The sequence below is a fragment of the Muricomes intestini genome, assembly GCF_004346165.1.
Taxonomy (GTDB): Bacteria; Bacillota; Clostridia; order Lachnospirales; family Lachnospiraceae; genus Muricomes; species Muricomes intestini.
Genome location: NZ_SLZZ01000012.1, coordinates 89,436 through 101,064 on the forward strand (window position 1 = coordinate 89,436; position 11,629 = coordinate 101,064).

Annotated in this window: 16 protein-coding genes; 13 read left to right on the forward strand and 3 right to left on the reverse strand. The window is 42.3% G+C overall.

The features are described 5' to 3' along the window. The first annotated feature begins 18 nt into the window (after positions 1-18). The 9 genes from EDD59_RS10110 to EDD59_RS18140 all read left to right on the forward strand — a co-directional run bounded on the left by EDD59_RS10110 (position 19) and on the right by EDD59_RS18140 (position 7,435). Positions 19-1,626 carry a peptide ABC transporter substrate-binding protein gene (locus EDD59_RS10110; protein WP_132381443.1) on the forward strand — a complete coding sequence of 536 codons (1,608 nt, stop codon included), beginning with the start codon at positions 19-21 and terminating at the stop codon, positions 1,624-1,626. 44 nt (positions 1,627-1,670) lie between these two features. Then, on the forward strand, positions 1,671-2,663 hold the full coding sequence (locus tag EDD59_RS18445) for a bifunctional adenosylcobinamide kinase/adenosylcobinamide-phosphate guanylyltransferase (protein ID WP_132381445.1): 993 nt from the start codon (positions 1,671-1,673) through the stop codon (positions 2,661-2,663). A gap of 1 nt (position 2,664) precedes the next feature. Continuing rightward, positions 2,665-3,312 carry a precorrin-8X methylmutase gene (locus EDD59_RS10120; protein ID WP_243117385.1) on the forward strand — a complete coding sequence of 216 codons (648 nt, stop codon included), beginning with the start codon at positions 2,665-2,667 and terminating at the stop codon, positions 3,310-3,312. 22 nt (positions 3,313-3,334) lie between these two features. Then, positions 3,335-3,811 (forward strand): precorrin-2 dehydrogenase/sirohydrochlorin ferrochelatase family protein, encoded by a 477-nt coding sequence (locus EDD59_RS10125; protein ID WP_132381447.1) that lies wholly within the window; start codon positions 3,335-3,337, stop codon positions 3,809-3,811. A gap of 68 nt (positions 3,812-3,879) precedes the next feature. Further along, complete coding sequence (locus EDD59_RS10130; RefSeq protein WP_243117386.1) at positions 3,880-4,497, forward strand: phosphate ABC transporter substrate-binding protein; 618 nt, start codon at positions 3,880-3,882, stop codon at positions 4,495-4,497. Positions 4,498-4,508: 11 nt separating this feature from the next. Continuing rightward, a complete protein-coding gene (gene pstC / locus EDD59_RS10135) occupies positions 4,509-5,384 on the forward strand; it encodes a phosphate ABC transporter permease subunit PstC (protein WP_132381449.1) in 876 nt (291 codons plus the stop codon). Next, the gene (locus EDD59_RS10140; protein ID WP_132381451.1) at positions 5,374-6,216 is read left to right on the forward strand and encodes a PstA family ABC transporter permease; all 843 of its coding nucleotides are present in this window, start codon (positions 5,374-5,376) and stop codon (positions 6,214-6,216) included. Before pstC ends, EDD59_RS10140 begins: the two co-directional genes overlap by 11 nt. 12 nt (positions 6,217-6,228) lie before the next feature. Further along, entirely contained in the window at positions 6,229-6,960 is a 732-nt protein-coding gene (locus EDD59_RS10145) for a phosphate ABC transporter ATP-binding protein (protein ID WP_132381453.1), read from the forward strand. 238 nt (positions 6,961-7,198) lie between these two features. Next, the gene (locus EDD59_RS18140) at positions 7,199-7,435 is read left to right on the forward strand and encodes a hypothetical protein (RefSeq protein ID WP_243117387.1); all 237 of its coding nucleotides are present in this window, start codon (positions 7,199-7,201) and stop codon (positions 7,433-7,435) included. A 136-nt stretch (positions 7,436-7,571) separates the two neighbouring features. Here the strand turns inward: EDD59_RS18140 and EDD59_RS10155 are convergent, their stop codons facing one another. The 3 genes from EDD59_RS10155 to EDD59_RS10165 form a co-directional block, all read right to left on the reverse strand. Continuing rightward, positions 7,572-7,835, reverse strand: a complete 264-nt coding sequence (locus EDD59_RS10155; protein WP_132381455.1) for a tyrosine-type recombinase/integrase — start codon at positions 7,833-7,835, stop codon at positions 7,572-7,574. A gap of 14 nt (positions 7,836-7,849) precedes the next feature. Beyond that, the gene (locus EDD59_RS10160) at positions 7,850-8,707 is read right to left on the reverse strand and encodes a site-specific integrase (RefSeq protein WP_132381457.1); all 858 of its coding nucleotides are present in this window, start codon (positions 8,705-8,707) and stop codon (positions 7,850-7,852) included. 729 nt (positions 8,708-9,436) lie between these two features. Continuing rightward, positions 9,437-9,910 (reverse strand): helix-turn-helix domain-containing protein, encoded by a 474-nt coding sequence (locus tag EDD59_RS10165; RefSeq protein ID WP_132381459.1) that lies wholly within the window; start codon positions 9,908-9,910, stop codon positions 9,437-9,439. 131 nt (positions 9,911-10,041) lie between these two features. Between EDD59_RS10165 and EDD59_RS10170 the strand changes: the two genes are divergently transcribed. From EDD59_RS10170 to EDD59_RS10185, 4 genes are all read left to right on the forward strand, one after another. After that, positions 10,042-10,242, forward strand: a complete 201-nt coding sequence (locus EDD59_RS10170; protein ID WP_132381461.1) for a helix-turn-helix domain-containing protein — start codon at positions 10,042-10,044, stop codon at positions 10,240-10,242. A 115-nt stretch (positions 10,243-10,357) separates the two neighbouring features. Then, entirely contained in the window at positions 10,358-10,675 is a 318-nt protein-coding gene (locus tag EDD59_RS10175; protein WP_243117388.1) for a hypothetical protein, read from the forward strand. Further along, positions 10,676-11,038, forward strand: a complete 363-nt coding sequence (locus EDD59_RS10180; protein ID WP_132381463.1) for a hypothetical protein — start codon at positions 10,676-10,678, stop codon at positions 11,036-11,038. It abuts the gene before it with no gap. A 98-nt stretch (positions 11,039-11,136) separates the two neighbouring features. Continuing rightward, on the forward strand, positions 11,137-11,553 hold the full coding sequence (locus EDD59_RS10185) for a DUF3987 domain-containing protein (protein WP_165920904.1): 417 nt from the start codon (positions 11,137-11,139) through the stop codon (positions 11,551-11,553). Positions 11,554-11,629 lie beyond the last annotated feature (76 nt).

The window sequence follows — 11,629 nt, forward strand, 5'->3', positions numbered from 1 at the left end:
AGACAGGAGTAAAGCATTATGAAGAAAGTACTAAGCGTTTTATTGATAATGGTGCTGCTGACATCTGCCATCTTGAGCGGATGTGGCAGGCAGGAGCAGAAGACAGGAGAAAAAAAGGAGATTGTGGTTGCTGTGAACAGTGAGACAGGAGGATTGGATCCTGCGGGAATGATAGCTTTGACATATCTTTCTTATTCGGTCTCTGCATTGGATGAACTGCTGACTTATAATGAAAAGGGCGGCATAGAGTACCGCGCCGCTAAAGACTACGAGGTCAATAAGGATTCCACAGTGTGGACATTCCATCTGCGCAGGGATGCTGTATGGTCAGATGGAACCCCTGTGACATCCTCTGACTTTCTAAATACCATGGTACGGGCATTGAATCCCAAAAGTGGAAATGGCTATGCAAATTATCTTTTCCCTATTAAAAATGCCGAAGCTATTTACAATGGCAAGGCAGGCATAGACAGTTTGGGAGTGGAAACACCGGATGATAAGACCCTTGTGTTTACTCTTGAAAAACCCTGTGTGTATTTTCTGGACTTGTTAAGGCTTCCGGTCTATACTCCATCCTGTGTGAAGTATGCAAAGAAGACAGACAGTGGATGGGACAAAGATCCGTCTACAAGTGTATCCAACGGTCCCTTTTATCTGGCAGAATATGTACCTGAACAATATTTTGTACTGAAAAAGAATCCCAAATACTGGAATGCCGAGTCGGTGAAGCTGGATCAGATTACATATCGTTTTTTTGATGATCAGCAATCCATGGCAAATGCTTATGAGACTAAAGAGGTGGACGTTGCGCCGGCTCTTCAGTCCTCGGTAATGAAATTGTATGAGGGAAAAGAGGATCTGGTGATCACAGATACAATAGCGACACGGTACATTTATCCCAACTTGAATGTAAAACCTCTGGATGATGTGCGGGTGAGAAAGGCGCTGAATCTTGCTATTGACAGAAAAGAGCTGTGCAAAGCTATCGGGGAAGATACAGAGCCTGCTGTGAACCTTGTAGCCAAATACATGAAGGACAAAAGTACAGGAAAATATTTTGTAGATGAGGCAGCCCCTCCATTTGAGGAGAATTTAGAAGAGGCGAAACAGCTTCTGGCAGATGCAGGCTATCCCGGGGGGAAAGGTTTTCCGACTTTGACCTATAATTATCCTTCTCTGGAAATGGATTCCGATACGGCGCAGGTCATTCAGGAACAACTGAAAAAGAATCTGAACATTTCTATTAAATTGAATGCCCAGGAATTACAAGTAAATTATACAGAGCGCCGGGCAGGCAGCTTTGATTTGTGCAGAATGAACTGGACGGCGGATTTTGCGGATCCTTACACCTATCTGTCTATGCTGCTGTCCAACAGTACTTACAATTGCAGTGGGATTGCGGACGAGAAGTATGATGCACTTGTGGCACAGTCGGATCAAGAGACCGACCCTGTAAAGAGGGGAAAACTGATGCATGAGGCAGAGCAGCTGGCAGTGGGGGGGGAGTTCTATATTATTCCGCTTTTTTCTATGAAAAGCTGCAACCTGATTCGTCCCCGGATTACAGGCATAACCCAAAATCCGGCTACCGGGGCATTAGAATACAGACATGCAGATATACAGTGATACAGTAAAGAAAAATTGGGACAACAGAAAGTAGGGAGACATATATGTTTCATGTTGTGACAGGAGGGGCCGGAAGCGGAAAATCTTCCTTTTCGGAGGATACTATATGTAGATACTATGAGGAATGTAAGACAGATGGCCCAACCGGAAATTTAATATATATAGCGACAATGATCCCCTACGGAGATGAGACAATGGAAAAAATCCGCCGTCACCGAAGTATGCGTGCGAAAAAGGGGTTTTCCACCCTGGAGTGCTATACAGACCTTGAGCATCTGACTGAGTCGGAACTTTTCCAGAGTGATAATGGAAAATCTTGTGTTTTGCTGGAATGTATATCGAACTTGACGGCAAATGAAATGTACGAGCCGGAAGGGGCAGGAAAATATGCAGCAGAAAAAATTCTGCAGGGGATAGAGAAACTCCGAAAAGTATGCAGCTGTCTTGTGGTTGTGACAAATGAAGTTTGCTCAGATTCTGTGAGAAGCTCAAAAGAGATGGAGCTATATAAAAAGGCCTTGGCAGAAATCAACAGGAAGATGGCAGAGGATGCCGATATTGTGACAGAGGTGGTATATGGAATTCCTGTCACTATAAAAATGAAGGAATCAAGTTATATGAGAAAAGAAAAAGAGTTTACCGAGCAAAAAACTTTGTATTTGGTAACGGGCGGAGCTTATCAGGGAAAGCGTAAATTTGCAGAAAAGCTATACGGAAATCCGCAGTGGGAAGACGGAGGCGCATGCCCTTTGGAAGCTATTTATACCTGTGAGGGGATTTATCATTTCGAAAAATATATCAGACGGATGCTTGAAGAAGGAAATGAATTCGAAGGACTGGCTAAAAATATTGCCCAAAAGAATCCGGGGCTGATAATTGTCACAGATGAAATTGGATATGGCCTTGTGCCCATCGATGCATTTGAAAGAAGATACAGAGAGCTGACCGGACGTATCTGCACGGAAGTTGCGGCATATTCCTGCCGGGTGGACAGGGTAGTGTGTGGTGTAGGTATGCCTCTGAAGGGAGACAGATGAAATGATGATGAATCATAGGGAACATATAGAACTTGAAAAAGTATTGCCCCAGGAGATTGAAGCCAGAAGCTTTGAAATCATTACAGAGGAATTGAGGGATACACCGCTTATTCCGGGGACAGAGCCTATTGTAAAAAGATGTATCCATACCAGTGCAGACTTTGATTATGCAAAAAGCCTGGTATTTACAGAAGATGTAGTGAAGCACACACTGGATGCGCTGAAAAAGGGAGCCTCTATTATCACAGATACACAGATGGGGAAAGCCGGAATTAACAAGAAACAGCTGGCTAAGTATGGTGGGGAGGTCTACTGCTTCATGTCCGATGAAGATGTGGCCCGGGCGGCAAAAGAGAGGGGCATCACCCGTGCTGCAGTGAGTATGGAAAAAGCTGCCGCTTTGGACAAAAAATTGATTTTTGCTATAGGAAATGCACCCACTGCGCTGGTCCGCCTTTATGAGCTGATACAGGAAAATAAGCTTCACCCGGAACTGATAATCGGAGTGCCTGTAGGCTTTGTGAATGTAATTCAGTCAAAGGAATTGATATTAAGTCTAAAGGAGATTCCCTCCATTGTGGCAAAAGGGAGAAAAGGCGGAAGTAATATTGCGGCATGTATCTGTAATGCATTGCTGTATATGCTATAACAGTATATAAGGAGGCGGCAGGATGGAAAAATCATATTTCCCAATGTTTGTTGACATATCAGAGAAAAAGATTGTGGTGGTCGGAGGCGGAAGGATTGCTGCGAGACGGGTAGATACACTTACATATTTTGCAGGAAACATTACTGTCATAGCGCCGGAAGTTACAAGGCAGCTGCTGGAACTAAATGAAGACGGAAGAATATATTGTATGATAAGAGAGTATGAAAAAGGGGATATTGCCGGGGCGGATATGGTTCTTGCCGCTACAGATGACAGGCAGCTAAACCACAGCATCGCGGATGAGTGCAGGGTACTGGAGAGAGAAAAAGGCAGAAGAATTCTGTTTAATACAGCAGATGATAAAGATTTATGTGATTTTTATTTTCCGTCCGTTATAACAAGAGATGATATTGTCATAGGAATCAATTCCGGCGGACGTAGTCCGGGAAAGGTAAAACAGGTGCGGGAGAAGCTGGAAGAAAAACTTGATATATTATAGGGAAAGCAAATATATTTATTGATTATATGAATTTGAATTGCCTGCTTCATAATGCTATCATATAAAAGATGACTACAACCTTTGGTATGGTAGCCAGGGAAGTAAAGGACGAAGAGAAAGAAGCAATCAAAGATGAGAAAGAATATCAGGTTGGGATTGATGCTTTGACACTGGCTGTGAATCCGGAAAATCCGGTGACAAAGGTGTTGGACAACCTTACAAAGGATCAGATTGTGGCATTGTTCTCAGGAGAGTATGCGACCTGGAAAGATCTGGATGACTCCCTTCCAGGCGAAGAGGTAGTAGTAATTACCCGTGATATTAATGGTGGTGCACATGAAGTGTTCCAGAAAAACATTATGGGAGATACAGATGTAAAGGCAGATGCAATCCAGGCATCTTCTATGGGGGAACTGGTACAGTCTGTCATTGATAATCCTTATGCCATTGGATATGCTTCCTATGGTGTTGCCAATCAGAATGAGGGAAAGATTGTTACATTAAAAGTAGATGGTGTGGAGGCGACAGCGGAAAATATTATCGATGGCTCCTACATTATTCAGCGGCCGCTGCTGCTGGTTACATCGGGGGAATCAACAGACGAACAGCAGGCGTTTCTGGACGTGGTTCTGGGAGAGGAAGGTCAGAAAACAGTTGAGGATATGGGATTTATCCCCATGGGCTAAGCTAAGATATTATGCGAAAAAAATTTGCTGATATATTTTTCAAGGGAGTTATAATAACTGCCGCAGTCAGTGTATCTGCGCTGCTTGTGCTCATGCTGATACATATTATCAGAGAGAGTATCCCGGCTTTTTCTACGTTAGGAGCAGAAATGTTTCAGGCAGATACAAAATGGCAGCCGGTGAGCGGCACTCCACAGTTCGGATTGCTTCCGGCAATAACAGGTACTTTGTATGTATCGGCAATAGCCGTGATACTTGCCCTGATTTTTGGAGTGGGCGGGGCCTTATTCCTAAACTATTATCTGCCGGATAACATTGCAAAAATCTTTTTATCCTTTATCGAACTTGTGGCCGGCATTCCTTCGGTTATATTTGGCTTTATAGGGCTGACTGTTGTGGTGAAAGGTTTTGCAAAAATAGGGAAAATGGCGGCAGGACAGTGTGTGCTGGCGGCAGGTATTGTTCTTGGCGTCATGCTCCTGCCCTATGTGATTGCCACCTGCAGCGAGTCTGTTCAAAACGCACGAAAAACTTATGAGCTTTCGGCTCTGGCACTGGGGCTGTCAAAGGAAGCAGTTCTGCTTAAGACTATACTGCCATCCATCCGCAGAGGGATCATAGCAGCTGCTATGATGGCCTTTGGACGTGGATTAGGTGAGACAATGGCTGTTATGATGGTAATCGGGAATTCCCCTATTTTCCCAAAGTTTTTTGGCAGGGGACAGACCATTCCGGCTCTGACAGCATTGGAAATGGGAAGTATTGAGTATGGAAGTATGCATTTGTCGGTGCTATATGCGGCAAATGCAGTTCTTCTTATATTGCTTTTTGTTGTGCTGGGCTGTGGACATATGTTGAGAAGGAGACTTGACAAAGATGAGACATAGAGTGGGAAAGTATTTGACAAGGCTCGCTTGTTTTTTGTTGGGAGTGTCAGCCATAGGAATAGCTTTATTTCTATTTGTCTATGTGTTTTGGAAAGGAAGAGGCGTTATCAGTCTTTCGTTTTTGCTGGATTCACCTTCCGGAGTGCCCGTCGGAACAGACGGAGGCATTTTTCCGGCATTGATAGGCTCTATATTTCTCGGAGGGCTATCAGCCTTGATGGGTGGATTACTGGGGATCGGAGCTGCTCTGTACCTTGCTTTTTACTCGGACCGAAAATGGCTTTCTGTCCTGGTGAACACAGCAATACTGGGCCTTTCAGGAATCCCTTCTATTTTGTTTGGACTTGTGGGATACACCCTATTGATCTATAAGCTTGGAATCGGCAGAAGCCTGCTTTGTGCATCAATATCTGTGGCAGCGATGATTGTTCCCTTTGTTTCAATACGGGCGAAGAAGATCTTTGAGGAAAAAAGGCGGGGATACATGGAAGAGTCTTTAGGTCTCGGCCTTTCAAAAGAATACACACTGAGAAAACTTATTTTACCACACTGTGCATCAGAATTATTGGGGACAGTTGCTCTTGGGATGGCATACGGGATGGGGGCGGTTGCACCTATTTTATATACCGGTGCGGTAATGCAGGCTGATATTCCAAGGAAACTCACCGATCCGTTTATGTCGCTGCCCTATCATTTGTACATGCTTGTGAATAACGGATTTTCACTGGAATACGCATTTGGTACAGCCTTTGTGCTTATGGCATTTCTACTGTTGGTTCAACTGCTGTGCAAAGGCGTTACATCTCTGCAGGAGAGAAAAGAAAGTAGATGAGGTTTGAAGCCCATGCTTGAAATACAAAATTTAAAAGCAGGATTTGGGAAAAAAGAAATTCTGCACGGAATTAACTTGGCAATACCCGGGCACAAAATCACGGCCATTGTAGGGCAGTCAGGGTGTGGCAAGACAACACTTCTAAAGTCTATGAACAGAATACTGGAAGAGGAAGGCGGGTATATTGATGGAAGTGTTCTTCTGAAAGGAGCAGACTGTAAACGGATGCCAAAGGAAATGCTCAGAAAGAAAATAGGAATGGTTTTTCAGCAGCCGACAGTTTTCCCCTGCAGCATTGAAAAGAATCTGTCCTATGTTTTAAAATATCACGGACTGAGAGATAAATCTGCAATCAGACAGGAAATAGAAGCGTGTATGAAAAAAGCGAAGCTCTATGATGAAGTGAAAAATCATATGAAAACACCCGCAAAAAACTTGTCCGGAGGTCAGAAGCAGCGCCTTGCAATTGCAAGGAGCCTGTGTGCAAAACCAGATATGCTGGTCTTGGATGAGCCGTGCTCCGCTTTGGATTTGAAAAATACAATCGCTATTGAAAAAACAATGCTTGAGTTAAAAGAGCAGTATACACTGGTCATAGTGACACACAATCTTGCACAGGCAAGGAGAATCGCAGACTGGGTGGTATTTATGGATCGGGGAGGCGTGCTGGAAGTTACAAAAAAAGATATGTTTTTTGAGCATCCTTCCTCAGAGCTTGCCAGAGAACAGCTGAGTTATATTTAGGAGGTCATATGAAAGTTGATATCCCGGGGTATAAGATTTTAAATTTGGAATACCTTTTGCTGGACTATAACGGAACCATCGCTGTTGACGGAGAAATTCCGGCGCAGTAAAAGAAAAACTGCTTTCCCTGTCCAAAACGTTTAAAATATACGTCCTGACGGCAGATACACATGGGACTGCTGCTCAAAGGTGTGCAGATCTGCCGGTTGAGATTAAGACATTTCCAAATGGCACGGCTATGCAGTCAAAATTGGCAATTGCAAAAAGTCTTGGATTGGAAAAATGTGCAGCCGTAGGAAATGGCCGCAATGACTGCCTTATGTGCAAAGAATGCGTTTTATCCATTGCAATTGCAGGAAGAGAAGGGGCCAGCGGAAGACTGATTTCACAGGCAGATGTCTGTGTAACCTCTATTGTGGATGGGTTAGAATTGCTTGAAAAACCAAAAAGACTGATCGCAACATTGAGAGGATAAGAATCAGTTTTCCCCGCGAGGTATTTGACTTTGCAGATTTTAGGATACAATAAAAGCAGATAACGGGAATCGGAAACCCCGTTTTTCTGCTCTGTATGTGGCTATTCTATACGTTTTTAGTGCGTTTTACTGTTTGCTAATCTTTATTTTCACTCTCTTTACATTTTTTTAGTATCAAATTAGTATCACTGTACTCATTATTTTTACAGAGTTCATCAAGCCTTTTTGCAACTTCACTTTGTTTTGACGGGAACAGGTGAGAATATATATTTAATGTGGTTGATACATTTTCATGCCCTAAGCGTTCCGACACCAGGAGCGCAGAGAATCCCAATTCAATCAATAGTGAAGCGTGTGAATGCCGCAGGTCATGAAGCCGTATACGCTTGATTCTAGCCATTTTGGTGTGAGTCTCTAACTGCCTGCATAGGTAGAATGAGAGGCTTGAAATAGGCGGGCAGAGGGCGTTAAAGCATATATTCTATTTTCATGTTTTTCTAGGAGATCAACAAGGAACTGAGGAATTATAATAGTCCTGTTTGCCTTCTTTGTCTTGGGTGATGTAACAACTCCCTTTCCGTCAATTAAGTGGTAAGTCTTGTTAATCTGTAAGGTGTGGGCTTTCAAGTCAATATCAGCCGCCGTCAGAGCTTCAAATTCGCCGATTCTAAGCCCGCAATAATATAAGACAAGGAAAGCTGTATAATAAATATCAGAGGGGCTAAAAGTAGAAATAAAGCAATCAAATTCTTCCTTTGTCCAAAAGTTTAAACTTTTTTGCTTCTTTCCTATGGTGTTTCCTGCAATCCTACAGGGGTTCACAGAAAGCCCATAAAACCGGACCGCAAAATTGAAGAGGCTTGAAAGCTCCATAACAATATTTTGCATATATCCCGGGGATAATGGTTGATTATTTGCATTTTTTGACTTCTTTATATCCCCTTGCCATTTCCTGATATCAGCGGCGGTAATCTCATTAATGGGTTGATTACTGAAATATGGAAGTATCCACGTATCAATGCGGGCCTTCTTGGTTTTATAAGTGATTTCTTTTGTGTGCTGCTTCTTATCATCAAGATACAATTCACTTAATATCTTAAAGGGCATTGATGGTTGGGCGGTCTGGCTGGTCAAGAAATCTCTTTCCCAGTCCTGAGCGTCCTTCTTTCTTTCAAAGCCCCTCTTGAACTTCTGTTTGTTTGTTCCAGTGTAGTCCTCATAATAGAATTTGCAGTACCATGTGTTTGTTTTTTCGTCTTTGTATGTTGGCATATTATTCTTCCTTTCATTCTGGCCGGGCGGGTGTGGGAATGATTGAAAGAGTTTGACATATCCAACAGTATTGACTATAATATACTTAACAAGGGAACCGTTGGCCAGCTTGCACCTGACCGCCGGGAAAATAGGTTTAAAAAATAGCGCCTTATCTTACCAGGACAGGGGCGCTATTTTTTGTGTTTATAAATCATTATAACAAGGGTTATAACGGCACAAAGCATGATGACAAAAGTAAATAAATCACTATATGTAACCATAAGCACCAGCCTCCTTCCTTTATCCGGCGGCCAGTAAAGCACCCCAACAGTTCCCTGGGTAAGTATATTATTGTCAATGTATGTTTAACTGAACGCAATTCTGCGTTGGCCTCATCACTACTGACCCCATATGGGGCCGAAAGTTCAACTTGCTCAAAAAAGTACGGGTTCACTGCTGAATTTTCAGCGGTCTAAGTTCAATTTAGGGTGTTACAATTCGCTCATTTTTGAGCAGGTTCAATTTGTTGTCGAATTCCCGACTGTGGTTTTGCAGGCGTAGGCAAACCTACGGATGTATTACTCAAAAATGAGTAAAACTATTCAAAATCTGGTTACGGTATAGGGTAGTAAAAATAGCAAAATTAGCAGAACCCATATTTATAATCTTTTTCACAGAAATGTTATAAAGTTTCTTTTGCTCAAAAATGAGCGAAACTATTACCAGCGTGCTTTCGGGTACGGAGGTTCAAAATAAATCCATGTCTTCCTGGGTAGCTTTGCGAGTGCTTACCTTTTCTTCTTTATCTGATTCTTTGCTAACGGCCTTATTATCCTTCTGATATTCTTTTAGCCTAGTCATTTCCCAGACCCGTTTAGATGCTTCTTTCTTTCCGGATTCATTTAGCTTTTCGTAATTGTATAGCAATTTCTGCCGATTGATATCGTCTATTTGCTCCACATTGACCCTTTCTATGCTAACTCCATCCTTTTCACTAATTTTCCACCCTGGCGGAAGTGCCAGCTGCCTTGGGTTGATTCCATAGTACTCCGCAATTTTAACTAATGTTTTATAGTCTGGTGTGCGATTATTGTTTTCATAATTTGAATACGTTGGGTATTTGATGTTAAGCTCTTTTGCCGTTTCCTTTGCTGACATTCCTTTATCTTTCCTCAATTCCTTTATCCTATCACCTATTTTAAAAATATCGTTTAATCCCATTTTTTTCACCTCCACATATTCAGTATAGAATATTTTTCTGGAATATTCAATAACAATGTTGACATTTTCAATAACGAATATTATAATAAATATATTCAATAACGAATACTGAAAGGAGGGGGGAATGAACCTTGAAAATTAATAATGAGCGTCTTCTCTTGACTATGGCAAAAAAGAACATCTATAGCTTTTCTCAATTATCGAGAGAGTCCGGCGTATCAAAGCAAACCTTATCGTATATCAAAAACGGTAAAACGTGTTCAATTAAAACGCTTAACTCTATATCAAAGGCTTTAGGCGTGGATGTAACTGAAATTATTGAAACAGATTAACTAATACGCCGGGCGGGTGTGGGAATGATTGAACCTTGACAATTGAATTAGGAACTTATTAATTAAATGAACATTTCCAAAACTGGAATAGTTCAATAGGGAAAGGAGAAAAGAAGTGACAAATACAGATATTGAAACAATGGTACAAAAAGAGGCCGAGCGCCTGGGTGTGAATAGTCCGGAATTTATGGAGCGGCACAAAGAGATTATGGAACTGGCTGCAGAGATTGAGAAAAATAATAGACCAAAGAAACAAGTATACACAGCTAAAGACCTTCAGGGGCTTTTAGAAGTGTCAGAAAGCAAAGCATACCAGTATATTAGGCAGATGAACGAAGAACTTTCTAAAAAAGGATACATAACAGTCAGGGGCAAGGTTCCCGTGGCATACGTACAGGAAAGATTCTTTGGAGTGAAGGCGGGGGTTGATTAATTGGCATCAAGGAAAGAATTGCTGGACAGTATTCGGCCGGATATAAAGTTAAACAAGAATTTCTTTTTAAGGATATTCGGCTACAGCATGACAACGCCGGACTTTGCAGAAGAGGCACTTTCTAAATTGGAAGAGGCCGGATGCAGCCAGGCACGGAACTATTACACAGGTATCACTACAGAGTGGCAGAGAGAACACGATAAGATGATGAAAAACGTTGCTGGGTGGTACGGACAACAGGCATATAAGGGAAAGAAGGTGAGTGAGCCACGGAAACAACAAGAGCCGGAGAGATTGACGGAAGATTATTTACAACAGATGAGCGACAGGCAGCTATTGGCCTTATTAAAAAAGGTAATCTAGCTAAGGCGCAAGGGGCAGCTGAAAATATGGGTTCTGCTAATTTTGCTATTTTTACTACCCTAGTCCAAAAACAGAAAAAGCAACTTATACCGTTTCCAGTGGATTGTTTACCGGGTGAGATAAGGACATACACAAAGGCGGCGGCTGAATCCTTACAGGTTCCTGTGGGTATGATAGCATCTTTTGTATTATCGGTACTTTCATTGTCCATTCAGGGGAAATTTGAAATACAGGTAAAGCAGGACTGGACGGAAACCGTTAATCTATATTTGCTGGTGATTGCCAGGCCTTCAGAGCGAAAGTCCCCGGCGCTTAAAGAAGTAACAAGCCCCATATTTAATTATACGGAGAAAGAAAACGAACGTAGACGGCCGAAGATACAAAAATATGAGATGGAAAAGAAGATTCTAACCGGAAGATTGAAGACCATTCAAGAATCATTGTCTAAACAAGGGGAAAAGTCGCAGTATGACATTCAGGACGCTCTTGACTGCCAGTGTTGTCCGGCAAATTAGAAGCACCTATTCCATGCAGTTTGTTTTATCCTAAAAAGCTTGCTGAACAGTTGTTTTAGTCACTTTATCAGCTACT